General features: G+C 71.4%; 29 protein-coding genes. 13 read left to right on the top strand and 16 right to left on the bottom strand.

All coding sequences use genetic code 11. The annotated features are described in order from the left end of the window. Nucleotides 1-7: 7 nt before the first annotated feature. From BAY60_RS04170 to BAY60_RS04140, 7 genes are all read left to right on the top strand, one after another. Nucleotides 8-247 (top strand): DUF397 domain-containing protein, encoded by a 240-nt coding sequence (locus BAY60_RS04170; RefSeq protein WP_112279474.1) that lies wholly within the window; start codon nucleotides 8-10, stop codon nucleotides 245-247. After that, entirely contained in the window at nucleotides 219-611 is a 393-nt protein-coding gene (locus BAY60_RS04165) for a hypothetical protein (RefSeq protein WP_112279473.1), read from the top strand. Before BAY60_RS04170 ends, BAY60_RS04165 begins: the two co-directional genes overlap by 29 nt. Nucleotides 612-712: 101 nt before the next feature. Further along, on the top strand, nucleotides 713-2,251 hold the full coding sequence (gene purF, locus BAY60_RS04160; RefSeq protein ID WP_245992313.1) for an amidophosphoribosyltransferase: 1,539 nt from the start codon (nucleotides 713-715) through the stop codon (nucleotides 2,249-2,251). A 36-nt stretch (nucleotides 2,252-2,287) separates the two neighbouring features. After that, nucleotides 2,288-3,358, top strand: a complete 1,071-nt coding sequence (gene purM / locus BAY60_RS04155; protein WP_112279472.1) for a phosphoribosylformylglycinamidine cyclo-ligase — start codon at nucleotides 2,288-2,290, stop codon at nucleotides 3,356-3,358. Between the two features lie 131 nt (nucleotides 3,359-3,489). After that, nucleotides 3,490-3,915, top strand: a complete 426-nt coding sequence (gene arfB / locus BAY60_RS04150; protein ID WP_112279471.1) for an alternative ribosome rescue aminoacyl-tRNA hydrolase ArfB — start codon at nucleotides 3,490-3,492, stop codon at nucleotides 3,913-3,915. A 26-nt stretch (nucleotides 3,916-3,941) separates the two neighbouring features. Then, nucleotides 3,942-5,243, top strand: coding sequence for a M20 family metallopeptidase (locus tag BAY60_RS04145; protein WP_112279470.1), 1,302 nt, complete (start codon nucleotides 3,942-3,944; stop codon nucleotides 5,241-5,243). 71 nt (nucleotides 5,244-5,314) lie between these two features. Then, nucleotides 5,315-6,865 (top strand): AbgT family transporter, encoded by a 1,551-nt coding sequence (locus BAY60_RS04140; protein WP_112279469.1) that lies wholly within the window; start codon nucleotides 5,315-5,317, stop codon nucleotides 6,863-6,865. Here BAY60_RS04140 and BAY60_RS04135 read toward each other — a convergent pair. From BAY60_RS04135 to BAY60_RS04125, 3 genes are all read right to left on the bottom strand, one after another. Further along, the gene (locus tag BAY60_RS04135; protein ID WP_112279468.1) at nucleotides 6,795-7,487 is read right to left on the bottom strand and encodes a VanZ family protein; all 693 of its coding nucleotides are present in this window, start codon (nucleotides 7,485-7,487) and stop codon (nucleotides 6,795-6,797) included. The two genes, BAY60_RS04140 and BAY60_RS04135, sit on opposite strands and share 71 nt — an antisense overlap. Nucleotides 7,488-7,589: 102 nt before the next feature. Continuing rightward, a complete protein-coding gene (locus tag BAY60_RS04130) occupies nucleotides 7,590-8,273 on the bottom strand; it encodes a response regulator (protein WP_112279467.1) in 684 nt (227 codons plus the stop codon). Beyond that, entirely contained in the window at nucleotides 8,270-9,850 is a 1,581-nt protein-coding gene (locus BAY60_RS04125) for a sensor histidine kinase (RefSeq protein WP_112279466.1), read from the bottom strand. The genes BAY60_RS04130 and BAY60_RS04125 overlap by 4 nt, the downstream gene beginning before the upstream one ends. Before the next feature lie 141 nt (nucleotides 9,851-9,991). Between BAY60_RS04125 and BAY60_RS04120 the strand changes: the two genes are divergently transcribed. The 3 genes from BAY60_RS04120 to BAY60_RS04110 are packed head-to-tail and all read left to right on the top strand — an operon-like array spanning nucleotide 9,992 to nucleotide 13,035. Further along, entirely contained in the window at nucleotides 9,992-10,978 is a 987-nt protein-coding gene (locus tag BAY60_RS04120) for a Bug family tripartite tricarboxylate transporter substrate binding protein (protein WP_112279465.1), read from the top strand. After that, the gene (locus BAY60_RS04115) at nucleotides 10,975-11,517 is read left to right on the top strand and encodes a tripartite tricarboxylate transporter TctB family protein (protein ID WP_112279464.1); all 543 of its coding nucleotides are present in this window, start codon (nucleotides 10,975-10,977) and stop codon (nucleotides 11,515-11,517) included. Before BAY60_RS04120 ends, BAY60_RS04115 begins: the two co-directional genes overlap by 4 nt. A 3-nt stretch (nucleotides 11,518-11,520) precedes the next feature. Further along, entirely contained in the window at nucleotides 11,521-13,035 is a 1,515-nt protein-coding gene (locus BAY60_RS04110) for a tripartite tricarboxylate transporter permease (protein WP_112279463.1), read from the top strand. 1 nt (nucleotide 13,036) lies between these two features. Here BAY60_RS04110 and BAY60_RS04105 read toward each other — a convergent pair whose 3' ends face one another. From BAY60_RS04105 to BAY60_RS04095, 3 genes are all read right to left on the bottom strand, one after another. Beyond that, a complete protein-coding gene (locus tag BAY60_RS04105; RefSeq protein WP_112279462.1) occupies nucleotides 13,037-13,924 on the bottom strand; it encodes a Gfo/Idh/MocA family protein in 888 nt (295 codons plus the stop codon). Nucleotides 13,925-13,947: 23 nt separating this feature from the next. Continuing rightward, nucleotides 13,948-14,808 carry a 3-hydroxybutyryl-CoA dehydrogenase gene (locus BAY60_RS04100; protein ID WP_112279461.1) on the bottom strand — a complete coding sequence of 287 codons (861 nt, stop codon included), beginning with the start codon at nucleotides 14,806-14,808 and terminating at the stop codon, nucleotides 13,948-13,950. Nucleotides 14,809-14,978: 170 nt separating this feature from the next. Next, nucleotides 14,979-15,164: a DUF3073 domain-containing protein gene (locus BAY60_RS04095; RefSeq protein ID WP_112279460.1), complete on the bottom strand. Its 186-nt coding sequence runs from the start codon at nucleotides 15,162-15,164 to the stop codon at nucleotides 14,979-14,981. Nucleotides 15,165-15,373: 209 nt separating this feature from the next. Between BAY60_RS04095 and BAY60_RS04090 the strand changes: the two genes are divergently transcribed. Beyond that, nucleotides 15,374-16,279, top strand: coding sequence for a DUF8083 family protein (locus BAY60_RS04090; RefSeq protein WP_112279459.1), 906 nt, complete (start codon nucleotides 15,374-15,376; stop codon nucleotides 16,277-16,279). Here BAY60_RS04090 and BAY60_RS04085 read toward each other — a convergent pair. From BAY60_RS04085 to ygfZ, 3 genes are read right to left on the bottom strand one after another with little or no spacing between them, the layout of a single operon-like run. Then, nucleotides 16,272-17,246, bottom strand: a complete 975-nt coding sequence (locus BAY60_RS04085) for an asparaginase (protein ID WP_112279458.1) — start codon at nucleotides 17,244-17,246, stop codon at nucleotides 16,272-16,274. The two genes, BAY60_RS04090 and BAY60_RS04085, sit on opposite strands and share 8 nt — an antisense overlap. Continuing rightward, nucleotides 17,243-17,821 (bottom strand): RsiG family protein, encoded by a 579-nt coding sequence (locus BAY60_RS04080; RefSeq protein WP_112279457.1) that lies wholly within the window; start codon nucleotides 17,819-17,821, stop codon nucleotides 17,243-17,245. Before BAY60_RS04080 ends, BAY60_RS04085 begins: the two co-directional genes overlap by 4 nt. Nucleotides 17,822-17,873: 52 nt before the next feature. Next, nucleotides 17,874-18,992 (bottom strand): CAF17-like 4Fe-4S cluster assembly/insertion protein YgfZ, encoded by a 1,119-nt coding sequence (ygfZ, locus tag BAY60_RS04075; protein WP_112279456.1) that lies wholly within the window; start codon nucleotides 18,990-18,992, stop codon nucleotides 17,874-17,876. A gap of 59 nt (nucleotides 18,993-19,051) precedes the next feature. Between ygfZ and BAY60_RS04070 the strand changes: the two genes are divergently transcribed. Continuing rightward, nucleotides 19,052-19,906: an aminodeoxychorismate lyase gene (locus BAY60_RS04070; protein ID WP_112279455.1), complete on the top strand. Its 855-nt coding sequence runs from the start codon at nucleotides 19,052-19,054 to the stop codon at nucleotides 19,904-19,906. Between the two features lie 74 nt (nucleotides 19,907-19,980). Here BAY60_RS04070 and BAY60_RS04065 read toward each other — a convergent pair whose 3' ends face one another. From BAY60_RS04065 to BAY60_RS04040, 7 genes are all read right to left on the bottom strand, one after another. Beyond that, on the bottom strand, nucleotides 19,981-20,598 hold the full coding sequence (locus BAY60_RS04065) for a heme-binding beta-barrel domain-containing protein (RefSeq protein WP_112279454.1): 618 nt from the start codon (nucleotides 20,596-20,598) through the stop codon (nucleotides 19,981-19,983). Nucleotides 20,599-20,848: 250 nt separating this feature from the next. Next, entirely contained in the window at nucleotides 20,849-21,154 is a 306-nt protein-coding gene (locus BAY60_RS04060; protein ID WP_112279453.1) for a DUF1416 domain-containing protein, read from the bottom strand. Beyond that, nucleotides 21,154-21,990: a sulfurtransferase gene (locus BAY60_RS04055; RefSeq protein WP_112279452.1), complete on the bottom strand. Its 837-nt coding sequence runs from the start codon at nucleotides 21,988-21,990 to the stop codon at nucleotides 21,154-21,156. Before BAY60_RS04055 ends, BAY60_RS04060 begins: the two co-directional genes overlap by 1 nt. Before the next feature lie 43 nt (nucleotides 21,991-22,033). Next, complete coding sequence (locus BAY60_RS04050) at nucleotides 22,034-22,471, bottom strand: DUF4395 domain-containing protein (RefSeq protein WP_112279451.1); 438 nt, start codon at nucleotides 22,469-22,471, stop codon at nucleotides 22,034-22,036. 38 nt (nucleotides 22,472-22,509) lie between these two features. Continuing rightward, a complete protein-coding gene (locus BAY60_RS38570) occupies nucleotides 22,510-22,599 on the bottom strand; it encodes a putative leader peptide (protein WP_425466441.1) in 90 nt (29 codons plus the stop codon). A gap of 14 nt (nucleotides 22,600-22,613) precedes the next feature. Beyond that, nucleotides 22,614-23,087, bottom strand: a complete 474-nt coding sequence (locus BAY60_RS04045) for a TlpA family protein disulfide reductase (protein ID WP_112279450.1) — start codon at nucleotides 23,085-23,087, stop codon at nucleotides 22,614-22,616. A 10-nt stretch (nucleotides 23,088-23,097) separates the two neighbouring features. Further along, nucleotides 23,098-23,988 (bottom strand): LmeA family phospholipid-binding protein, encoded by an 891-nt coding sequence (locus tag BAY60_RS04040; RefSeq protein WP_112280698.1) that lies wholly within the window; start codon nucleotides 23,986-23,988, stop codon nucleotides 23,098-23,100. 223 nt (nucleotides 23,989-24,211) lie between these two features. Here BAY60_RS04040 and BAY60_RS04035 point away from each other — a divergent pair, with 223 nt between their 5' ends. Further along, nucleotides 24,212-24,964, top strand: coding sequence for a winged helix-turn-helix transcriptional regulator (locus BAY60_RS04035; protein ID WP_112279449.1), 753 nt, complete (start codon nucleotides 24,212-24,214; stop codon nucleotides 24,962-24,964). Nucleotides 24,965-24,977: the final 13 nt, after the last annotated feature.

Below are 24,977 nucleotides of genomic sequence, written 5' to 3'. Positions count from 1 at the left end.
GAGGATCATGGCGGAGCAGATTCACAACGGGATCTCTGCGGAGTCGTTGTCAGGCGCTGCCTGGAGAAAGAGCAAGTACAGCGGCTCCATGGGCAACTGCGTGGAGGTCGCTCCGCTTGGCGACGGCCAGGTCGCGGTGCGCAACTCCCGCGACCCGCGCGGCCCCGCGCTGATCTACACGCGCGCCGAGATCGAAGCCTTTCTCGCAGGAGCCAAGGATGGCGAGTTCGACGATGTGGTCGCCTGAACACACGACGGTCGAGGACACGCTGGGCAGGCTGATCGCCCGCGGCTACCGGTTCGTCCACCCCCGCGACGCTGACGGCGAGATCATCACCGTGGTCGGTGTGCGTGCGCACGGCCACGTGATCGACGTCGTACGGCTGGACGCCGAGGACGACGTCACCGCCATGCGCCTGCCCGGTGACGAGCCGAACATCCTCGAACCGCGCACCGTGCTGTGGAGCAGGTCCGGCACCATGCGGGCCGTGGTGGACGGCCTGCTCGAGCTGTCGGACGACGCTCACACCGAGCACGCGCCCTCCAGGACGGCCGGATGCTGGATCCGGGGTGGCGCCGGACGTGCCAAGTACCTCATGGCCACCGCCTGAGCCGCGTTCGCGCCTGTCCTGAGCGCTAGATCACCGAGTCGGGCCGCCTCCGGCCACCTACACTGGAGGCGGCCCGTTCTCGTATCCAGGGGAGCCTTTCGGTGCACACCGACCTGTCGTCCACCGGAGCAGCCGCCGGCGAGCAGTCCGATCCCGAACCGCGTGAGGAATGCGGCGTCTTCGGTGTCTGGGCGCCCGGTGAAGAGGTCGCGAAGCTGACCTACTACGGCCTGTACGCACTCCAGCACCGTGGGCAGGAGGCGGCGGGCATCTCGGTGTCCGACGGCAACCAGATCGTCGTGTTCAAGGACCTCGGGCTCGTGAGCCAGGTGTTCGACGAGCAGACGCTCTCGTCGTTGCAGGGCCACGTCGCCGTGGGCCATTGCCGCTACTCCACCACCGGCGGCGGCTCGTGGGAGAACGCGCAGCCGACCTTCCGTACCACCGCGGCGGGCACCGGGCTGGCGCTCGGGCACAACGGCAACCTGGTCAACACCCATGAGCTGCACGAACGGGCCCGTGGCCTCGGGATCATCGGCAAGAACGGCGCCACCACCGACTCCGACCTGCTGTGTGGGCTGCTCGCCGCGGCCGCCGCGGACAAGGGCATCGAGGCCGCCGCGATGGAACTGCTGCCCACCGTGCGCGGCGCGTTCTGCCTCACCTTCGCCGACGAGAACACGCTGTACGCCGCCCGCGACCCGCACGGGGTCCGGCCGCTGGTGCTCGGCAGGCTGGAACGCGGCTGGGTGGTCGCCAGCGAGACGGCGGGCCTCGACATCGTGGGCGCCTCGTTCGTGCGCGAGGTGGAGCCCGGCGAGCTGATCGCGATCGACGCGGGCGGGCTGCGCTCGTCGCGCTTCGCCAACCCCGAGCCCAAGGGCTGCATCTTCGAGTACGTCTACCTGGCCAGGCCCGACACCACGATCTCGGGCCGCAGCGTGCACGCAACCCGCGTGGAGATCGGCCGCAGGCTCGCCGAGGAGTGCCCTGCCGATGCCGATCTGGTGATCCCGGTGCCGGAGTCGGGCACCCCGGCCGCCATCGGCTACGCGCAGGCCTCCGGCATCCCCTACGGGCAGGGCCTGGTGAAGAACGGCTACGTCGGCCGCACGTTCATCCAGCCGTCGCAGACGATCCGCCAGCTCGGCATCCGGCTCAAGCTCAACCCGCTGCGCGAGGTGATTCGCGGCAAGCGGCTCGTCGTCGTCGACGACTCCATCGTCCGTGGCAACACCCAGCGGGCGCTGGTGCGGATGCTGCGCGAGTCCGGTGCGCTCGAGGTGCACGTCCGGATCGCCTCGCCGCCGGTGCGCTGGCCCTGCTTCTACGGCATCGACTTCGCGTCCAGGGCCGAGCTCGTCGCCAACGGCGCGGACCTGGACGGCATCCGGCGTTCGATCGGTGCCGACTCGCTGGGCTACGTCTCGCTCGACGGGCTCGTCGCGGCCTCGGAGCAACCGAGGTCACGGCTGTGCGCGGCCTGCTTCGACGGCGAGTACCCCATCGCGCTGCCCGACGACGCGCTCATCGGCAAGCATCTGCTCGAAGGGATCACGGGTGGTAACGGCGCGGGCACATCCGCGCTCCCCGTCACCTCCGCGGGGTACGGTGCCGAGGATGCCGTCCGGCGTCCCTGACCCTTTGTCGAGACTTTCAGGATGGAGTCCGCTTCCGTGAGCGAGTCGCCGAGCGCTACGTACGCCGCCGCCGGAGTCGACATCGATGCCGGTGACCACGCCGTCGAGCTGCTCAAACCGCATGCCGCCCGTGCCACGAGGCCCGAGGTCGTCGGCGGTGTGGGCGGGTTCGCCGGGCTCTTCTCGCTGAAGCCGGGCCGCTGGAAGGAGCCGCTGCTCGCGTCGTCCACCGACGGCGTCGGCACCAAGATCGCCGTGGCGCAGGCGCTGGACAAGCACGACACGGTGGGCATCGACCTCGTCGCGATGGTGGTGGACGACCTGGTGGTCACCGGCGCCGAGCCGCTGTTCCTGCAGGACTACATCGCGGTCGGCAAGGTGATCCCGGAGAAGGTCGAGGCGATCGTCTCCGGCATCGCCGAGGGCTGCGTGCAGGCAGGCTGCGCGCTGCTGGGCGGCGAGACCGCCGAGCACCCCGGCATGATGGGCGAGCACGACTACGACATCTCCGCGACCGGTGTCGGTGTCGTCGAGGCCTCGGGCGTGCTCGGCCCGGATCTGGTGCGGCCGGGGGACGTGGTGATCGCGCTCGGCTCGACCGGCCTGCACTCCAACGGCTTCTCGCTGGCCAGGCACGTGCTCCTGGACATCGCGCGGATGCCGCTGGGCGGGCACGTCGAGGAGTTCGGGCGCACGCTCGGCGAGGAGCTGCTGGAGCCCACCCGGATCTACGCCAAGGACTGCCTGGCGCTGGCCGCCGAGGCCGACGTGCGGACGTTCGCGCACATCACGGGCGGTGGGCTCGCCGCCAACCTCGAGCGGGTGATGCCGAGGGGCCTGGTGGCGCAGCTGGACCGCGGCGCGTGGACGCCGGCGCCGGTGTTCGCGCTCATCGCCCATCGGGGCAAGGTCGAACGCGTGGAGATGGAGCGCACCTTCAACATGGGCGTCGGCATGGTGGCGGTCGTGTCGCCGGAGGATGTCGACCGGTCGCTGGCGGTGCTCACCGCGCGCCACGTGCCCGCGTGGGTGCTCGGTGACGTCCGGCCTGCCGACGACCCGGACGGCCCGCGCGCCCAGCTGACCGGCGACCACCCCCGGTTCTAGCCACCGAGGTCGCCGATGCCGCCGCGCACCACGCTCCCCAATGCGGCATTGGTGGCGTTGAACGCTACGAATGCCGCATTGGTGGCGTTGGGCGCTACGAATGTGGCATTGGGGAGCTCGAAGGGGACGTGATGGGGGAGCTTCAGGTGACATCGCGCCTGGTGATCCCGGACGCCGAGCTGAGCGAGCGGTTCTCCCGCTCGTCGGGGCCGGGAGGCCAGGGGGTCAACACCACGTCGTCGCGGGTGGAGCTGTCGTTCGACGTCGCCCGCTCGCCGTCGGTGCCCGGCGATCTGCGCCCTCGGCTGCTCGCCCGGCTCGCCGGGCGGCTGACCGACGGCGTGCTCACCATCGCCGCCAGCGAACACCGTGCCCAGCTGGCCAACCGCGAGGCGGCGCGGCAGCGGCTGGTCACCGTGCTGCGGCAGGCGGCCGCTCCGCCTCCGCGCAGGCGCAGGCCGACCAAGCCCACGAGGGGTTCCCAGGAACGCAGGCTCGCGCAGAAGAAGCGGCGCGCCGACATCAAGCGGGGCAGGCGGAGCCGCGGCGACGACTGAGCACGCCGCCCGTCTAGGGTGCGTGGGTGGTCGACGACAGCTACCTGCGTTCCCTCATCGAGGCCACGGCCGAGGCCGTGCGCCGCGCCGAGCCACTCACCTCCGAACACGACGGCGCGCCCGCCGACCTGCGGGACGAGGCCGCCGCCACCGTGACCGGCCGGAGCGAGGACCTGGTGGCGTTGAGCCGCGACCTGCACGCCCACCCGGAGACGGCGTTCACCGAGCACCGCTCCGTTCGTGCCGTCGCCGACCTGCTCGCGGCCTGCGGGTACGAGGCCACAGTCGGCGTAGGCGGGCTCGACACGGCGCTCGTGGCGAGCACCGGGGACTCCGGGCCGCACCTGGGGGTGCTCGCCGAGTACGACGCGCTGCCCGGAATCGGCCACGCGTGCGGGCACAACATCATCGGCGCGGCCGGGGTCGGTGGGTTCCTCGGTGCCGCCGCCGTGGCGGCGAAGGCGGGCGGCCGGGTGTCGCTCGTCGGCACGCCTGCCGAGGAGGGCGGTGGCGGCAAGGAGACCCTGGCCAGGGCAGGCGTGTTCGACGACGTCGACGCCGTGGTGATGCTGCACCCGTTCAGCCACGACGTCGCGATGCACCCGTTCCTGGGCCGCAGGCAGCTGGAGATGATCTTCCACGGTGTCAGCGCCCACGCCGCCGCGCAGCCGTTCATGGGACGCAACGCGCTCGATGCCGCGGTGAGCGCCTACCAGGGCGTGGCGGCCCTGCGTCAGCACCTGCCGCCGGGCGACCGGGTGCACGGGGTGTTCACCGACGGCGGTTCCCGGCCGAACGTGGTTCCCGACCGCGCCGCGGTGCTGTTCTACCTGCGCTCCGCGCTACCGGAGACGCTGCGCGACCTGGCGCAGCGGATGGCGGCGATCGCGCGCGGGGCCGCCGAGCAGACCGGCTGCGAGGTCGAGCTGCGCTGGGACCCGCAGCCGCCGTACCTGCCGATCCGGTTCAACCGGGCGCTGTCCGCGCGGTGGGCCGTCAACCAGCAGCCGTGCGGCAGGCAGCCGCTGCCGCCCGGCGTGGTGCCGGAGTTCCTCACCGGTTCCACCGACCTGGGCAACCTGAGCCACCGGATGCCCGCGATCCACCCGATGATCGCGGTCTCGGCGCCCACGGTCGCCCTGCACACCACCGACTTCGCCGAGGCCGCAGGCTCGGACGCCGGCGATCGCGCGGTGACCGACGGCGCGCTCGGGCTCGCGCTGACCGCCGTGGACTACCTCGCCGACGCGGATCTGCGCACCGCCATGCACGACGAGTTCGCCGCCGCAGGCGGCCCACTGGACGTACCTCGCTACTTCGAGCGCTAGGGCGTCCTGCTCGCCGTAGAAGATCACCGGATCGGTATCCGAGTGAAACATTTTCTGCCTACTCTGCCCGCATGACGGAAACCGCGACTCCGGCCGGACGCCTCGACCGCGTGCTCAACTGGATCGAGCGGGTGGGCAACCGCCTGCCGGAACCGTTCATCCTCTTCGCGCTGCTGACCCTGCTGCTCGGCGTGATCTCCACGGTCATGGCCGCGTTCGGGGTCACGGTCAGCGTGCCCGGCGAGGAGCAGGCGAGAGCGATCCACGGCGCCTTCACCGGCGAGGGACTGCAGTTCCTCTTCACCGGTCTCGCGACGAACTTCATCGAGTTCCCGCCGCTGCAGACCGTCGTCACGATCATGCTCGGCGTCGGTCTTGCCGAGCGCACCGGCCTGCTGTCGGCCCTGATCCGGCTCGCGTTCCGCCGCGCCCCGCGCTGGCTGCTGCCCTACGCGCTCGGGTTCATTGGCGTCACCGGCAGCATCATGGCCGACTCGGCGTTCATCATCATCCCGCCGCTGGCGGCGATGGTGTTCAAGGCGGCGGGCAGGCACCCGGTGGCCGGGCTCATCGGCGGCTTCGCCGCCACCGGCGCGGGCTACTCGACGTCGGTGTTCGTCACCAGCCTCGACGCGCTGTTCGCCGGCATCAGCAACTCCGTCGCCCAGACCCTGCCGGACCCGGGCACCGACGTCACCCCGGTGTCCAACTACTACTACAACGTCATCGCCGCCGTGGTGCTCGGCCTGGTCGCCGGCCTGATCATCGCCAAGGTCGTCGAGCCGTCGCTGGAGCGCAACAACTTCCCGCGCGACGAGGTCGAGCCGTCCGGGGGCACCCTGTCGGCGGGGCTGGTGCCCGGGGAGCGGCGGGGTCTGCGGGTCGCCGCCGTCGCCCTGCTCGCGCTCACCGGCGCGGTGGTGGTCCTGGTACTCGTGCCCGGCTCCCCGATGCGCAACGCCGACGGCGGGTTCCTGCCGGAGTCGCCGCTGCTCGACTCGGTGACCACGCTGGTGTTCCTTTCGTTCTTCGTGCCCGGCCTCGCCTACGGCGTCTCCGCAGGTGCGATCCGCAGGGCGGCCGACGTGCCCGTGCTCATGGGCAGGGCCCTCAAGGACCTGTCCGGGTTCATCGTGCTGGCGTTCATCCTCGGGCAGTTCATCGCGCTGTTCTCCTGGAGCAACATCGGCGCGTGGCTCGCGGTCAGCGGCGCCAACTTCCTGCAGAGCATCGGCCTCACCGGCTACGCGGCGTTCCTCGGGTTCATGGTGCTCGCGTCGCTGCTGAACCTGTTCATCGTCTCCGGGTCGAGCCTGTGGACGTTGATGGCCGCGGTGTTCGTGCCGATGTTCCTGCTGCTCGGCTTCGAGCCCGGGTTCAGCCAGGCGGCCTTCCGGGTCGGTGACTCCGCGACCCAGGTGATCACACCGCTCAACCCGTACATGATCGTGTTGCTCACGTTCGTCCGGCGCTACCAGCCCGAGGCAGGGCTGGGCACGGTGATCGCCAAGATGCTGCCGTTCGTCGTTCCCTTCTGGACGGTGTGGGCGGTCATCCTGTCGGTGTTCTACTTCGCCGATCTGCCACTGGGCCCGGGTATGGACATTCGCGTCGACCGCTGAGCAGGGCGACCCCGGTCGCGGGTGGCCGGGCGCGCGGCGCCGGGACCCTGTGCCGCGGCCGCCCCGCGGGCGGCGGGACGAGCCGGGGCAGGCAGAGGCTCCACAACCGCCGGTTCAGTTCCGTCCTCCTCGTCAGCCCCGCCCCCGCGGCCGCGCCGACGGTGTTGAGCAGGACGTCGTCGGTCGAGCTCACCCGGCCCGCGTCGATGACGAACTGCATGGCCTCGATCGCCACCGAGGCCAGCAGTGCCGCCACGGTCACTCGTCCGGGGACCCGCCACCACGCCCAGCGCAGTGGCAGGAGCAGGCCCAGCGGCAGCAGCATCACCACGTTGGCGGTGACCTGCCAGAACGACGTGTTGTCGGTGAGCGCGATCTCCAGGTCGGTGCCCGGGAGCAGGTGCAGCGCGCTGCCGGTGGAGAACGGCATCGACACCACGACGAGCACCAGCGCGCCGAGCACGACGATCGCGACGTCGAGGGCAGCGGTGATCCGCGCGGCGGCGGCCGGTCTGTTCCTGGACCGCAGCGCGGCCAGTGACCGCCAGGCGAGCACGGCCACCGGCAGCGTCAACAGCGTGGCAGGGACCAGGACGCCGAAACTGCGCAGCAGAACATCCACGCGATCTGCCTCCCCGACTTCTCGCGACTCCCAAGATCACCCTGACACCGAGCGATCGGGAGCGCACGGGGAAACCGGCTGCACTATCCGGTTATTGCGCTGTCAGCTTCGCCAGTGGTATTGCCGTTCCGGCCTGCCCGTCCCGCCGTAGCGCAACCGGACCTGAGCCTGACCAATGTCCACGAAGTGTTCGAGGTAGCGCCGCGCGCTGGGCCGGGACAGTTCCGTGACGGCGGCGCACTCGGACGCCGACAGCCCGTCCGGATGGCCGATCAGCGCCTGGCGCACCAGCTCCGCCGTCTGCTCGGTGAGTCCCTTCGGCAGGCCGCTCGTGCTGCGCGGGCGGGCGCCGAACACGTCGTCCACGTCTTGCTGGCCCGCTCCCTCGCGCGCGGAGAGCCGGGCCAGCTTGGCGCGCAGGGCGCCGACGTGTTCCAGCTGGTCGCGCAGCGCGGCATAGGAGAACGGCTTGATGAGGTAGTGCAGGGCGCCGCCGCGCATCGCGCCCCTGATGGTCTCCACGTCGCGTGCGGCCGTGATCACCACCACGTCGGTGTCTACTGTGGATGGATCGGCACGCAGTTCACGAAGGACCGCAAGCCCGTCGAGGTCCGGAAGGTAGATGTCCAGAAGCACCAGATCGGGTGCAAGATCACGGACCGCCCTGAGCGCATCTGCACCCGTGTGGGCGGCACCCACGACGGTGAATCCTGGCGTGCGCTCGACATAGCCACTGTGGACCTTCGCGACCATGAAGTCGTCGTCCACCACCAGCACCCGGATCATCGCGGCACCGCCGCCTGCCGCACCGGCAGCACGGCCGTGAACACAGCACCGTCGGCGTTGTGCACGTCCACGGAGCCGCCGCGCCGCCTGCAGATCTGCCGCGTCAGCGCCAGCCCGAGCCCGCGAGCGCCGCCGTGCTCGGCGGCCTTCGTCGTGAACCCGTGCGTGAACACCTCGGTCGCGATCTCCGGTGCGACGCCGGGACCCGAGTCGCGCACCACCACCGACACAGCCTCCTCGCTCTCGCCGATCTCCACCTCGATCCAGTGGTCGCCGTCGGTTCCCCGCAGCGCGTCGAGCGCGTTGTCCACAAGGTTGCCCACAACCGTGACCAGGTCGGCCGACAGGGCCTCGTCCACCTGGCCGAGCCTGCTGTCGTCGGTCAGGCGCAGCCCGGCGCCCTGCTCGGCCGCCAGGCTCGCCTTCGCGATCAGCAGGGCGGCCACCGCGGTGTCGTGGACGCGCGCGGTGACCTGCTCGTGCCACTCGCCGTGCGCGCGGCTCACCAGGTCCACGTAGTGCCGTGCCTCGTCGTACTCGCCCAGCTCGATGAGCCCGGCGATGGTGTGCAGGCGGTTGCTGAACTCGTGGGCCTGCGCGCGCAGCGTGTCGGTGGTGCGCGAGGTCGCCGCCAGCTCCTCGCGCAGGGTGATCAGCTCCGTGCGGTCGCGCAGGGTGGCCACCGCGCCCAGCTCGCGGCCGTCGCGCGTCACCGGCAGCCGGTTCATCACCAGTACCCGGCCCGCTCGCAGCACGATCGCCTCGGTGCCGCTGGCCCTGCCGGTGAGCACGTCGCGCAGCCGCTCGTTGACGTCCAGGTCGTCGATCCGCGCCCCGACCGCGTTCCCCGGCAGGGCCAGCAGTTGCCTGGCGTGGTCGTTGACCAGCGTGATCCGGTGCTGCTGGTCGAGGGCCACCACACCCTCCTTGATGCCGTGCAGCAGCGCCTCCCTGTGCTCCACGAGCCCGGTGATCTCCCGCGGTTCGAGGCCCAGCGTCTGCCGCTTGACCCGCCAGGCCAGAAACACCGCGCCCGCGACGCCCAGCACGGTCGCGATGCCCAGCAGCACGAGCGCGTCGGTGGGCCGGTTGGCGATGCCCTCGAAGAAGCCGGGCGTCGCCTTGCCTGCCGCCACGATGCCGATCAGCGCGCCGTCGTCGCCGATCACCGGGACGTGCGCCACCAGGGAGCCGTCCACCTCGCCGACCCACGACCGGCCGTGCGCCACGGTGCTCTCGCCGAGCGGCAGCCTCGTCCGGAGCTGGTCGGGGTCCTGCGAGGTCAGCACTCGCCTGCCGGGGCCCGCGATCGTGACGAAATCCGCGCCGGAGAGGCTGCGGGCGCCCTCGGCGAACACCGGCAGCGGGTCGCGGTTCACCGGGTCGGCGAGGCTGATGCGCACGCCCGGCGTCGCCGCGACGTTCTCGGCGACCGACAGCAGCCTGCGGCCCTCGACGTTGCGGAAGTTCTCGTTCGACTGCAGCACCGAGAACACCAGCACGCAGCCGAGCAGGGCGAACACGATGGCCAGCAGCCAGCCAAGCAGCTGTCTCGCCAGCGAACCCTTCGCGCCCACCGCATCACTATGACACCTTGCGGGCGGGCCGCCCGTGACCACAACGAACACAAGTACCGATACGCCCGTAACCGAGACTTCACCCGGGCCGCGATGCACGATGTTCGGCAATCTCCGAACGGTCCTCACAACGAGGTGATGATGAAGAACCCGAAAGCATGGCTCTCGGTGCTGGGCGCGGCGCTGCTCGTGCTCGTGGTGCCACCGCTGGCCGGGTCCGAGGGTGACGAGTCGGGCTCACAGGTTCCCGGCCTGCGGATCATGGTGCCCAACACCCCCGGCGGCGGCTACGACATCACTGCCCGCACGGCGGCCAAGACGATCGAGGACAACGGGCTCAACGGCACCACCGAGGTGTTCAACCTGCCCGGTGCCGGCGGCACCGTCGGGCTCGGCAGGCTGGTCGGCGAGCGCGGCAACGGCAAGCTCATCATGTCGATGGGCCTGGGCGTGGTCGGTTCGGTGTACACGAACTCCTCGCCCGCGTCGCTGCAGGACACCACGCCGATCGCCAAGCTCACCGAGGAAGCCGACATCATCGTGGTCGGCAAGGACTCGCCCTACCGCAACATCGAGCAGCTGATCGAGGCGTGGAAGGCCGACCCCCGCGGCCTGGCTGTCGGCGGCGGCTCCTCGCCCGGCGGGCCGGACCACCTCGCGCCGATGCTCACCGCGGAGGCGCTCGGGATCTCGCCGAAGGACGTCCAGTACGTCTCCTACGACGGCGGAGGCGAGCTGATGGCCTCGATCCTCGGCGGCAAGGTGGCGTTCGGCGTCTCCGGCATCGGCGAGACCCGCGACCAGATCGAGGCGGGAGAGCTGCGGGCGCTGGCGGTGACCAGCCCGGAACGCGTTCCCGGGATCGACGCGCCCACGCTCCAGGAGTCGGGCGTGGACGTCAGCTTCACCAACTGGCGCGGCATCGTCGCGCCGCCCGGGCTGTCCAAGCAGGACCGCGACAAGCTGGTCACGATGTTCACCGCACTGCACGACACCCGGCAGTGGAAGGACGCGCTGCGGCGCAACGGCTGGAGCGACGCGTTCCAGACCGGTGAGCAGTTCGGCGCGTTCCTCTCCTCCGAGAACGACCGCGTGGTGTCGGTGCTGAAGGAGCTGGGTCTGGCATGAGTAGTCCTGTGTCCACTGTGGAAGAGCCGCGCGCCGCGGCGCCGAGGCAGAGCTGGTGGCGGGCGCACTCCGAGCTCGGCATCTGCCTGCTGCTGCTCGTGCTGGGCGTGCTGGTGCTCACCGACGCGCTGACGCTGCCCACCGACTTCACCCAGCGGGGGCCGCTGGGTCCCAAGGCCGTGCCCGTCGTGGTGGGCTCGCTGCTGGTGCTGGTGGCGTTGCTGCTGGCCCGCGACGTGCTCCGCGGCGTCACCGGAGAGGCCGAGGGTGGTGAGGACGTCGACCTGTCGACGGGAGCCGACTGGCGCACGGTGCTGCTGCTCTCCGGTGCCTTCCTCGCCAACGCGGCCCTGATCGACCTGGTCGGCTTCCCGATCTCGTCGGCCGTCCTGTTCTGGGGCGCGGCCTACGCACTGGGCAGTCGCAACCCCGTGCGCGATCCGCTGGTCGCCGCCACCGTCTCGGTGGTCACGTGGTTGGCCTTCAACGAACTGCTCGGGGTTCCGCTGCCCGGCGGACCGCTGATGGGGGTGCTGTAGCCCATGGACTCGCTGTCACTGCTCATCGACGGGTTCGGCACCGCGCTGACCCCGCAGAACCTGCTGTTCGCCGCCATCGGCGTCGTGCTCGGCACGGCCATCGGCGTGCTGCCCGGCATCGGCCCGGCCATGGCGGTGGCGCTGCTGCTGCCGGTCACCTACGGCCTGGAGCCCACCGCCGCGTTCATCATGTTCGCCGGCATCTACTACGGCGGCATGTTCGGCGGCTCGACGACGTCGATCCTGCTGAACACGCCCGGTGAAAGCGCGTCGGTGGTCACGGCCATGGAGGGCTATCCGATGGCCAAACGCGGCCGGGGGCCGCAGGCGCTGGCCGCCGCGGCGATCGGCAACTTCGTCGGTGGCCTGATCGGCACCGTCGCGCTCGTGCTGCTGGCCCCCGCCGTCGCCTCGCTGGCCGTCAACATCGGCGCGCCCGACTACTTCGCGGTGATGGTGCTCGCCTTCATCGCGGTGACGTCGGTGCTCGGCCGGTCGCGGGTGCGGGGCTTCGCCTCGCTGCTGATCGGGCTGACCATCGGGCTGGTCGGGCTCGACCAGCTCACCGGACAGGCCCGGCTGACGTTCGGTTCGCTGCACCTGGCGGACGGCATCGACGTGGTGATCGTGGCGGTCGGGCTGTTCGCGGTCGGCGAGTCGCTGTGGGTGGCCGCGCACCTGCGGCGCACGCTCGACAAGCCGATCCCCGTCGGCAGGCCGTGGCTCGCGGGCTCCGACCTGCGGCGCACCTGGCGGCCGTGGCTGCGTGGCCCGGTGATCGGCTTCCCGTTCGGCGCGATCCCCGCGGGCGGTGCCGAGATCCCGACGTTTCTGTCGTACGTCACCGAGAAGCGGTTCTCCCGGCGCAAGGACGAGTGGGGCAAGGGCGCCATCGAGGGTGTCGCGGGCCCGGAGTCCACGGCGAGCGCGTCGGCGGCGGGCACGCTGGTGACGATGCTGACGCTGGGCCTGCCGACCACGGCCGTCGCCGCGGTGATGCTGGCCGCGTTCCAGCAGTACGGCATCCAGCCGGGACCGCTGTTGTTCGAGCGTGAGTCGGCGCTGGTGTGGGCCCTCATCGCGAGCCTGTTCATCGGGCTGGTGCTGCTGCTGGTGATCAACCTGCCGATGGCGCCGGTGTGGGCGAAGCTGCTGCGGATCCCCCGGCCGTACCTGTACGCGGGCATTCTGTTCTTCGCCAGCGTCGGCGCCTACGCGGTGGGCGGCGAGGTGATCGACCTGCTGCTGCTGTTCGCCATCGGCGTCCTCGGCTTCGCCATGCGCCGCTACGGGCTGCCGGTGCTGCCCGCCGTCATCGGCGTGATCCTGGGCCCGGCCGCCGAGCTGCAGATGCGGCGTGCGCTGCAGCTCAGCGACGGCAGCCTCGTCGGCCTGGTGAACTCGCCGATGGCCGTCACGGTGTACGTGATCGTCGCGGCGATCCTGGCCTGGCCGCTGCTGCGCAGGCTGGTCAAGCGGCCCAGCGGTGACGAGCCCAAGGACCCCGCGGGCGTCTGAGTCAGCCGGCCACGCGGAGGCACTCGGCGAGGATGCGCTGGAGGTGAACACCCCGGTGCACGTCGCACGGGTGCTTCCGCGTGCCGCTGGCGATCATGGCGGCGAAGTCGTCCAGCAGCGCGGTGTAGGACTCGGCGGTCGCGTTCGGCGCCCGCCCGAGGGTGCGGTAGCCCTGCTCGCCGTACACGGCGAACTCCACGACGGTCGGCCGCATCGGCAGCCGGGTGGTGAGCGCGACCGTGCTGGTCGCCGTCCCGGCGTGCTCGAGCAGCACGTGCCACAGGTCACCCTCCGTACGGTGGGCGGCGAGCACGGCGGTGATCTCGCCGAGCGCGGCGTCCATCAGGTCGAAGGCGTGCGGGCCGACGTCGCCGAGCGCGCCCTCGGTGTGCCGCCACGGCGAGTTGCCGTAGGTCTCGCCCAGCAACGCACCGGACAACCAGCGCGCACTGCCGCCCGTCCAGCCGCCCGCGGCCGCGAGCCCGTCCAGCCATTCGCGGGTGCGCAGCGCGTACCGCAGCGTCAGCACCAGGAGCGACGCGACCCCGGCCTCCGCCACGGCACCGGCGACGCGCTCGGCGTCGGCGACGGTGGTGGCCAGCGGCTTCTCCAGGATCACGTGCTTGCCCGCCTCGGCCGCCCGCACCGCCAGCCCGGCCTGTACGGACGGCGGCACGGCGAAGGCGACCGCGTCGACCTCGGAGAGCAGTTCGTCGAACGAGGCGCAGGCCCGCGCGGCGTAGTCCTCGGCGAGCGCGGCGGCCACGTCCTCGCGCCGGGTCCACACCGCACTCAGCGCGGTGCCCGGATGGTCGGAGAGGCCCGGCGCGTGCACCGTCCTCGCCCACGAGCCGGCGCCGATCAGTCCTACCCGCAGCTGAGTGTCCACGTCCGCGAGCGTAGGCGCAGGACTCACTCGTAGCTGTAGAAGCCCCGCCCGGTCTTCTTGCCGAGCAGGCCCGCGTCCACCATCCGCAGCAGCAGCGGCGGCGAGGAGTACAGCGGCTCCTTGAACTCGGCGTACATCGAGTCGGCGATGGCCTTGATGGTGTCGAGGCCGATCAGGTCGGCAAGCCGCAGCGGCCCCATCGGGTGCGCGGTGCCCTTCTCCATGCCGTTGTCGATGTCCTCGGCCGAGGCGAAGCCCGACTCGAACATCCGGATCGCCGACAGCAGATACGGCACGAGCAGCGCGTTGACGATGAAGCCCGCGCGGTCCTGCGAGCGGATCACCGTCTTGCCCAGCGCGCCGGACACGTGCGCGTCGGCCCGCTCGGTGGTCTTGTCGTCGGTGAGCAGGGACGGCACCAGCTCCACGAGCGGAAGCACCGGCACCGGGTTGAAGAAGTGGATGCCGACCACCTGCTGCGGACGCTCGGTGGCCATCCCCAGCTTCATGATCGGGATCGAGGAGGTGTTCGAGGCGAGGATGGCGTCCTCCCGCTCGACGACCTTGTCGAGTGCCCGGAACACGTCGACCTTGGCCTGCTCCTGTTCGAGCACGGCCTCGACCACCAGATCGCGGTCGGCGAACGCCGCCTGGTCGGTGGTGAAGGTGATCCTGCCCAGCGCCGCCTCGGCGTCCTCGGCGGCGAGCTTGCCGCTGCGGACTCCCCGCTGCAGCGACTTCTCGATGCGCGCCCTTCCCGCGTCCAGTGCCGGCTGGCCGACCTCCGTCACCACCACGTCGAGGCCCGCTCGCGCGTGCACCTCCGCGATGCCGGAACCCATGAGTCCCGCACCGACCACTCCGACCCGTGCGATGTCAGGCACGCTTCCTCCTCACGTCCGTTGGTCACCCCGGTGTCCGCTGGGCACCGGCGCGACCACGATCGCAGCAGCGGCGGCGCCGCCGACGGACGCTCCACAAGGTCAGCACGCGGAACGCGAGGGTGGGGAATCCCGGTCCCGCCCGGGCCCCACCCTCGCGTCACGCGGCTGCGTCAACGACGGTAGTCGTCGTACCCATCGTCGTATGGGTCCTCGTACCGCTCGTCGTCCTCGCGGGTCTCCTCCGAGGAGTTGCCCGACAGCTCACGCTGTAGGGCATCGAAATCCGTGGTGGGAACGCTGTACTTGAGCTCCCGGGCCACTTTTGTCTGCTTGGCCTTAGCTCGGCCGCGCCCCATGGCTCGACCCCCTTGCACAGGGGCGGGGCGGCCGGGGGAAATCGGCGGCCCCGCGTCGTCTCGACAACTATTTCCTGTACACACCGTACCGTGTCCGGCCCGTCCGACGCGACGTGGCACGGTGTGCGAACGGTGACAGTATCGCTCCACTGCCGCCCGTGGGACCAGCCGGTCGGAGTGGCCGAGTCCCGGCGTGCCACGATTCATCGGTGCTCCGTCCGTTCGTGGCCTACCTCAGGGTGTACGAGCCGCTCTCGGCGTTCGGCGACCCTCCTGACGAACAGCTGGTCCAAGCCGTCGAGTCCGCCAAGCTGACGCGCGCGCGGGCAGGCGAACGCGAGCACCTGCTGTGGCTGAGGTCACAAATTTCAATACCGCCGCGGCTGCTTCCCGCCGAGCGCATCGACGGCTCTCCCTCGCCGAGCACGAAGACCGACGTGCTGGTGCTCGACCCGGCCGACGTGCCCACCGCGAGCGGCACCGAGGTGGGTCCCGGCCCGCTGGTCTGCCCGCTGGAGCTGCGCGTGCGTTCGGCCGCCGCGCTCGCCGGGTTCCTCGGCGAGGCCCACCCCGCGTTGCGGACCGCCGTGCTCGACGCCGCGGGCGTCTCCGCCGACACCGTGCGCGCCAGGGCCAACGCCGCGCTGCGCGACCTGCACGGCACCACCATGCACGTGCTGTCGACGACGTGGACGGTGCCGCTGCCGTGGTTCTCGATCGTCGAGCCCGACGAGCGCAGGCTCGTGCTCGGCTCCGGGATGGACGACCCGAAGCGGGAGCTGTCCTGGCGGGTCGCCATGCGGGACGCGCTCACGCGGATCGCCGAGGCCGAGGAACTCGTGCACGACGCCCTCGGCGACACCGGCCCGACCCGCATCCTCGCCGAGACCAACCGCTGGCTCGCCAACTTCCACCCGGCGTCGGCCGTGGAGCTCGACTACGGCGGGCTGGTGCAGCTGATCGAGGACCCGATCCTGGAGAGCGACACCTCGGCCGACGAGGTCCACGCGATGCTGGACGCGCTGCGCGGCGGTGCGGTGGAGGACATCGCCGAGCTGTTCCAGACACTGCGCGACTACTGGGGCGACATCGCCGCCAAGGAGCGCTTCAACTAGCCAGGCCGAGCGCCGCGGCGCACTCCCGGGTCAGGCGCAGCTCGCCGGCCTGCCTGCCGCCGCCGAGCACCACTCCGGCTCCCCGGCCGAGGCCGTCCAGCACCGACCGGGCCGCCGGATTGTCCGGCAGCGCACCGAGCGAGCGCAGCGCCGCCACGAGCAGCGGGTCCCTGGCCCGCGCGGCGCCGTCGGAGACCTTGAGCGCCACCGCGGTGCCGTCGGGCAGCGCCATCGCGTGCACGCCCTCGGCGCCACCCTTGGCCAGCAGGCCCGGCACCGCGAGCATCAGCAGCGTGTCGTCGCGGCCGGACCCGGCCACCAGCCACGGCGCCGCCCGCATGGCCGCGCCGGGACGGCTGCCCGCGACCCTGCCGAACGCGCGGGCCAGCCCGGTGAGGGAGAACGCGAACAGTGGTGCGCCGCAGCCGTCCACGCCCGTGGCGGCGATCGGCTCGCCCGTGAGGCCGACGACCGTCTCGGCGATCACCCGCTGCAGTTCGTGCTTAGGGTCGGTGTAGCTGCCGGTGGGCCAGCCGCGCTGCACGCACGTCGCGAGCATCGCGGCGTGCTTGCCGGAGCAGTTCATCGCCGCCCGCCGCCTGCCAGGCCAGGTGCGGATCGCGTCGAGCCTGCTCGGCTCGTGCAGCGGGTAGTCGGCGGGGCAGCGCAGGTCGTCCTCGGTGAGCCCGGCGGAGGCCAGCATCGCCAGCACCCGCGCGACGTGGGCGGGCTCGCCGTTGTGGGAGGCGCAGGCCAGGGCGAGGTCGGGCTCGCCGATCTCCAGCCCTGCCCTCAGCATCCCGAGCGCCTGGAACGGCTTGTTCGACGAGCGCGGGTACACCGGGCGGTCGACATCGCCCAGCGCCGTGCGCACCGAGCCGTCGGGGCCGGTGATCACCAGAGCGCCGTGGTGCACGCTCTCGGTGAGGCCGGACCGGACGACCTCCACGAGCGCGGGGCCGGTCATGCGCCGTCTCCGGCCCCGTCCTCACCGCGCTCGCTGGCGAGCAGCTCGTCGACCGAGGCCGAGCCCTGGGCGTAGCGGCGGGCGATCTCGGCGTTGAAGGTGTCCACCACGACCTGCACCTCGCGGCGGCGCTGTGACACCGACGCCTCCTGCTCGCGGAAGGTGTTCAGCGTCTCGGCGAGCTTGCCGTCGTCCAGCGACGAGACATCGGAGAGGTCGGCGTTGCCGACCAGCGCCTCGGCACGCCGCCGGTACTCGCCTGCCCGGGTCGGCTCCAGCGTCTGGTGCCTGCCGGAGCCGGTCGCCGGGCCCAGCGCGTTCTCGGCAAGGATCGTGGCCAGCTGGTCGACGATGCTGGCGTCGCCACCCGAGGCGCGCCGCTGCTGCTCGGCGCGCACGATGTCGATGCGCGCGTGCAGCAGCCTGCGCAGGTACGACAGGTCGGTCTCCTCCTGCGCCGCCTCGTCGCGGCGTTCGCGCAGCGTCGTCATCGGCAGAGTGTCCACGTCGCGCGCGTAGGCGGCGTCGAGGACACGGTCGATGCGACGGCGGCCGCCGGGACGGACTTCGATCACGGGGTCATCCTGCTCTACCTGGGTGCCACACACCAGGGTGGGGTCGGCTCGGTCATCCTCGGAACCGCTGCATCGCCTCGCGCCCCGGTGCCGCGTGCTCCTGCGGAAGCGAGTCGGGGTCGATCGCGGCCTGCACGACCCGGTCATCGGCGCCCGCGAGAAGTTCGGCGTCCGGCGGCGTGGACCGCTTCACCAGCGCCAGCGCGATCGGGCCCAGCTCGTGGTGTTGCGCCACGGTGCCGACCCGGCCGACGGTCCGCTCGCCGAGCAGCACCGGATCGCCCGTCTCGGGGTAGATCTCCGGCGAGCCGTCCAGGTGCAGCAGCACCAGGTGCCGGGGCGGCCTGCCGACGTTGTGCACCTTCGACACCGTCTCCTGGCCCCGGTAGCAGCCCTTCGCGACGTGCGCGGCCGAGCCGATCCAGTTCACCTCGTGCGGGATCGCCCGCTCGTCGGTGTCCACCCCGAGTCGCGGCCGCACCGACTCGGCCCGCAACGCGTCGAACGCCCACGATCCCGCGGGCCGCGCACCGGCCTCCGTCAGCCGGTCCCACCAGGTGGTCAGCTGCGGGCGCGGCACCACGAGGTCGACGGCGGAGGAGCGGGGCCACGGCATCCGCCGCGCGAAGCCGCCGGGCATCTCGGCCACCGCGTAGGGCTCCGGGCCCAGCTCGACGTCGAGCACCGTGGCGATGTCGGGGCCGAGCAGCGTGAGCACCGCGTAGTCACCGGTGGCGTCGGTGAGCTCGACCTTGGACCAGAACTTCATCGCCTCCAGGTAGGCCGCGAGCGGCTGCCTGCCGCCCTTGGGCAGCGCGCTCGTGGCCTCGGCTCCCGGGTCCGTGTCGAGATACACCGTGCCGTTCAGGTAGGCGAGCACCATGTGCGCGTCGATCCGGCCCTGGCTGTCCAGCACGAGAGCCTCGGTGCCGGTGCCCTCCGGCAGGGCCGCCACGTGCTGCGAGAGCACCAGGTGCAGCCAGGAGAGGCGTTCCTCGCCGGTCACCGTGATGACCTCGCGGTGCGAGCGGTCCACGACGGCGACCCCGCGCACGGCGGTGCGCTGCTCGGCGAACGGGTCACCCCAGTGCCAGGGCACGCCCTGCTCGGAGTGCGTCTCGGGAGCGGCGACCGCGCCGGGCCGGTCGAGTAGCGGTGACTGGTAGCCCATACCCCGATCGTAGGCGCGATCGCCGGGAACTCCCTCGTGCCGGTGAGTACGGTGAGCACATGCGCGTGCTTGCTTTCCTCGACGGCACCCTCGCCGATCCCGACCAGCCCCACATCCGCGTCGACGACCTCGGACTCATGCGCGGGGACGGCATCTTTGAGACCGTCCTCGTCGCCGACGGCGTCCCGAGGGAGCTGGGCCCGCACCTGGACCGGCTGGCCCGCTCCGCGGCCATGCTGGACCTGCCGGAGCCGGACCGCGCCGCGTGGGAGCGGGTGGCCCAGATCGTGATCGACAACTGGCGGGGTTCGCCGGAGCTGGCGCTCAAGCTCGTCTACACGCGCGGCATCGAGGGCGACCCGGAGGCCCGGCCCACCGGGTTCGCGCTGGGCATGGAGATCGACGAGAAGGTCAAGCGGGCCCGCGCCGAGGGCATCGCTGCGATCACCCTGGAGCGCGGCATCGAGCCGGACCTGGCGGCGAGGGCGCCGTGGCTGCTGCTGGGCGCCAAGTCGCTGTCGTACGCGGTGAACATGGCCGGGGTGCGCGAGGCGGCCCGGCGCGGCGCGGCCGACGTGATCTTCACGGCCACCGACGGCTCGGTGCTGGAGGGGCCGACGTCCAACGTCATCCTGGCGCGGGGCCGCACGCTGTACACGCCGCCGCCCGCCATCGGCATCCTGCCGGGCACCACGCAGCGGGCGGTGTTCCGCGCCGCCGAGCGTGCGGGGTGGGCGACGAAGATCGAGCCGCTGACCGTGGAGGAGCTGGACAAGGCCGACGGCCTGTTCCTGTCCTCGTCGGTGCGCAAGCTGACCCGCGTGCACACGCTGGACGGCAACCGCCTGCCCGACTCCACCGGCCTGCATGCCGAACTGGCGCAGGCCTACGACGCGGAGTACGCGCGAACCTAGCCGCCGGCGGGCGAGCCGAAGGGCACCGCGGGTACGCGACAGGTACCGACGGTGCCCTTGGGCTCGGCAGCGGCTCAGCCGACGACGCGGTGGAGCAGGGCCGAGGCGTGCGGGGTCATCGGCTGGCCCACCATGGCGCGTTCCTCGACGTAGCCGAGGTCGCCGTTGTTCACGATGCCGTACAGGCGCTGGGCGGCGGTGACCTCCTTGGCCGAGGCCGTGCGCACCACCGCGTCGGTGCCGAGCTCCCACGCCGTCTGGCTCCGGGGCTTGCCGTAGAACATCTCGAGGACGCCGCTGGAGTGGCAGAGCAGCAGCTCGATGGTGTCGTCCGGCTGCGGCCGCCACCAGCCGGTCTCCCTGGCGGCGGGACGGATCACGGCGCCGTCCTCGTCGAGCAGCCAGGAACGGGCTTCGTGGTAGAGGAAGGGCCTGCCGTCGTGGGAGATCGTCACCTGCTGCGCGAACCGGAAGGGCCCGTCGATCGTCGGGTAGCTGATCTCGCCCTCGCCGCGCCACACGCCGACGAGCGGCAGCAGCGCCAGGCAGGCGTCGTTGAGGTTCGGGCCCTCCCGCAGGTTGGCCGTGTCGCCGGGGATCGGCAGGTCGGGCAGCTGCGGGATGTTGCGCTTGGCCGTGGTCTCGGCCCGCTCCGCCGCGAGCCGGATGGCTTCGTCGCCGCTCTCGGTCATCGGTCTCAGCGCTGGTCGGAGTACAGCCGGTAGACCACGTAGCCGCCGAACCAGGTGACGCCGACGATGGCCAGCACCAGCAACGTCGTAAACAGAATCTCCACGGCCGAAGGATAACCCCGCGCTGCTCAGCGGGCTGGCCGCAGGGTGAGCGCCGTGAGCGCGGTCACCGCCCCAGGCCACGAACGGCCCGTCACCGGCGCCGGACGCCGGTGACGGGCCGTTCTCGGGACAGGCGCCGCCGGGGTTGTCAGGCGACGGCGATGGCGACCTGGTGCACGCCGGGGCCGTCGGCGCTCACCGAGGCCTCACCGTTGCCGGTGCGGTGCAGGGCGCGCACGGTCCACGTGCCCGGCGCCGCGTAGAAGCGGAAGTCGCCCTCGGCCGAGGCCTGGACCTCGCCCGCGAACTCGCCGTCGGCGTTGAGCAGGCGCACGTAGGCGCCGCCGAGCGGACCGTCGCCGCCCGTCACCTTGCCCGCCACCACGACCTGGCCCTTGGTGTCCTCGTCAGCCGACACCGCCGTCTGCGCGGGCGCGCCGCATCCGTCACTCATCACTTCGCTCCCGTCTCGATCGGCACGCCGACCAGCGAGCCGTACTCCGTCCACGAACCGTCGTAGTTCTTGACGTCCTGCAGGCCGATCAGCTCGTGCAGCGCGAACCAGGTGTGGCTCGAGCGCTCGCCGATGCGGCAGTAGGCGATGGTGGGCTTGGAGGTGTCCAGGCCGGCCTCCTCGTAGAGCTCCTTGAGCTCCTCGGAGGACTTGAAGGTGCCGTCCTCGTTGGCCGCCTTCGACCACGGCACGTTCACCGCGCTCGGGATGTGGCCCGCCCGCTGCGCGGACTCCTGCGGCAGGTGGGCGGGGGCGAGCAGCTTGCCCGCGAACTCGTCGGGCGAGCGCACGTCCACCAGGTTCTTGGTGTTGATGGCGTCGACGACCTCGTCGCGGAACGCGCGCAGGGCCAGGTCCTGCTCCTTGGCCTGGTAGCTGGTGCGCTCGCGCTTCGGCTCCTCGGTGGTCAGCTCGCGGCCGTCGAGCTCCCACTTCTTGCGGCCGCCGTCGAGCAGCTTCACCTTGTCGTGGCCGTAGAGCTTGAAGTACCAGTACGCGTACGCCGCGAACCAGTTGTTGTTGCCGCCGTAGAGCACCACCAGGTCGTCGTTCCCGATGCCCTTCTCCGAGAGCAGCGCCTCGAAGCCGGCCTTGTCGACGAAGTCGCGGCGCACCGGGTCCTGCAGCTCGTTCTTCCAGTCGATCTTCACGGCGCCACGGATGTGCCCGCCGTCGTAGGCGGTGGTGTCCTCGTCGACCTCGGCGAAGACCACGCCGGGGGTGTCCAGGTTGTCCTCTGCCCACTGCGTCGTGACCAGGACGTCTTCACGGCTCATCGAGCTGCACTCTCTTTCTCTCGTGGTTGGCGAAGGGTGTTACTCAGGATGCTTGTTCGGCGCGAGGGGTGAACCGCTTGATGAGCAGGTACATCTCGCAGCCGAGGCAGAAATTGAACACGGCGTTGAGCAGGGCCGCGAACAGCGCGAACGCCGTCGCGACGACGCCGAGCGTGGTCAGCCCGGCGGCGTAGCCGACCGTGCCGGCCAGCGCGAAGACGAAGCCGACCGCCTGCGCGAACCGCAGCGGCGCCGCGTCCTCACGCTCGGTGGGAGGCCCCAGCCTCGGCGCGACGAGCAACCGGTAGAGGACGGAGTAGGGGGCGGGCCGCAGCCCGACGAACGCGCCGATGGCGAAGACCACGGTCTGCGCCGCGAGCAGTGGCCACCAGCCGGTGACCAGCACCACGGCCAGCACGACCGAGGTCACCGCGGCCGCGAAACGGGGGCCGCGTGGGTCCACCGGTGCTCCTGCTGACATCTCACTCCTCCAACAGCTGCGCGGGCGTCATGCCGGGACTAGCGGCAGGACGGACACAGGCTGCTGCGCACGCGGCACAGATCGACCGCGCGCCGCTGGGTCAGGAAGTGTGCAGGCAGGCTGTCCACGGCGCCCAGGGTACTCAGCCTCCCTCAGAGTGGGAACCGCGTTCAGCCCGTGGGACGAGGTGCGGTTCGAGGGCGCCGAGCAGCTCGGCGGGCTTCGGCACGCCGCTCACCCGCAGCAGCTCGCGGCCGTGCTCGGAGAACGCGATGGTGGTGGGTGTCCGCAGCACGCCGAGCGCGTGCGCCACCTCGGGCTGGTGCGTGACGTCCAGATCGACGTGATCGAGCCCTTCGGTGCGCGCGGCCAGTGGACCGAGCACCGCCCTCGTGTGCCTGCACGGCGCGCAGAAGGTGGTGGAGATCTGCACGAGGGTGACGGTGCCGGGTGCCAGCGCGGCCGCGACCGGCTCGGGCAGGGCGGGTCCCTGGCCCCCGGCGGTGCCGGTGTCGCCGGGCCGGGCGGGGCGGATCCGGCCGTTGCGGGCGTACAGCACCGCACCCGCGGCCAGTGCCGCCACGACCGTGGCCACCAGCACCCAGAGTCCCGTCACCGCCGTTACCTCACTGGTTTCCCGCCGACGTTCCGGAGAACGTGACGTTCGTCGCCTCGCCCTTCATGGTGATCGAGCCGGACTCCACCCGCACCGCCGTCGGGGTCACCGTGAACGGCAGGCCGCCGGTGTTGATGTCCGCCTCGAAGTTGGGCAGGAGTGCACGCTGCACCTCTCGCGGAACGACCGTGGTCTCCTGGTCATTCCCGAACTGCAGCCGATGCGGCGTGATCCGGATGGTGGAGCCCTCGAGCTCGATCATGGCGAAGGCGAAGATCTCGATCTTCTCGCCCGCGATCTGCACCTTGCCGGAGAGCCGGACGCCTGCCGTGGAGTCGTCCTGCTGCTCCTGCTGGGAGTTGCTGTCCCCGCTGTCCCCGCTGCCGCTGTCGGCGCCGGAGCCACCGGAGTCGCCCGAGTCGCCGGAACCGTCGGAGCCCTCGGAGCCCTCGCCGGTGCCCTCTCCGTTGCGGACGTAGGACTCACTCGACGGCTCGATGCGCAGGTCCTCGATGTTGGTCAGCGGCGGCACGTCGGCGATGTCGCTGGCCTTGAGGGTCACCTGGCCCTCAAGGTCGCCGATGGTGATCGCGTCGACGTTGCCGGAGGTGAGGTCGGACAGGGGTGCGGTGACGTTGCGTAGCTCCGCCCTGATGGTCACGTCGTCCAGCAGGTCCTCGACGGGCACCCCGTTGGCCGAGACGGTGATGTGGTCGTACTCGCCCGCCAGCGCCTGCGTGGTGAACGGGAAGCCGTGGATCGTCACCGCGGGGTCCTGGGCGAGGCCGAGCTGCTCGCGGGCCTTCTGCGACACGGTGTGCTCGGCGAACGCCGCCACGCCGAAATCGGCCGCGACCAGCAGCCCGAGCAGCACGGCGAGGACGATGACGAGCCTGCGCAGGCGCCGGCCGCGCTTGCGTCCCGTGGGCCGGGAGGTGTCCGTCACAGCAGTGCTCACAATCGCATCCGTTCTGTCAACTCAGCGTTACCGCTCCCCCGCGAAGCCCGCGACCTCGTGTGATGCCGATTTCACGGTGAGGACTCTCACGAGTTCACCCGCTATTCTCATTCAGGACCTGCCCAGCCTGGACCTGAGGCGATCTGAACTCTGTGAGGCGGTGGCCATGAGCCTGGACCTGCTGGTACTCACCCCGGAATCCGATGCGACCTCGGTGTTGCCCGCCCTGGACCTGCTGCCTCACACGGTGCGCGTTCGCGCGCCCGAGGTTACCGCGCTGCTCGACGCGGGACATCGCGACGTGATCCTGCTGGACGCCCGCTCCGATCTCGCCTCGGCGAAGAGTCTGTGCAGGCTGCTCAAGGGGGCGGGCGACGAGGAGGCCGCGACCCCCGTGATCGCCGTGGTCGGCGAGGGCGGCCTCGTGGCCGTCAGCGCGGAGTGGCGCACCGACGACATCCTGCTGCCCTCCGCGGGCCCGGCCGAGGTGGACGCCCGGCTGCGGCTCGCCACCACCAGGGACGGCGCGGCGACGCAGGTGGACGCGGAGCTGCGTGTCGGCGACCTGGTGATCGACGAGGCCACCTACACGGCACGGCTGCGCAAGCGCACCCTCGAGCTGACCTACAAGGAGTTCGAGCTGCTCAAGTACCTCGCGCAGCACGCGGGCCGGGTGTTCACCCGCGCCCAGCTGCTGCAGGAGGTGTGGGGCTACGACTTCTTCGGCGGCACCCGCACGGTCGACGTGCACGTCCGGCGCCTGCGCGCCAAGCTGGGCCCCGAGCACGAGCAGATGATCGGCACCGTCCGCAACGTCGGCTACAAGTTCGAGCGGCCCGCCAAGGCCGGCGGCCCGACGAAGGGCGGCACCCCCGTCGTGCCGGAGTCGTTCGAGGCGAACGAGTTCTCCACGCGGTGACGTAGTGTCGGGC

It is taken from the genome of Prauserella muralis (assembly GCF_003202285.1).
Taxonomy (GTDB): Bacteria; Actinomycetota; Actinomycetes; order Mycobacteriales; family Pseudonocardiaceae; genus Prauserella_B; species Prauserella_B muralis.
Note: the sequence above shows the minus strand (reverse complement) of the source record. Positions and strands in the feature narration are given on the sequence as shown.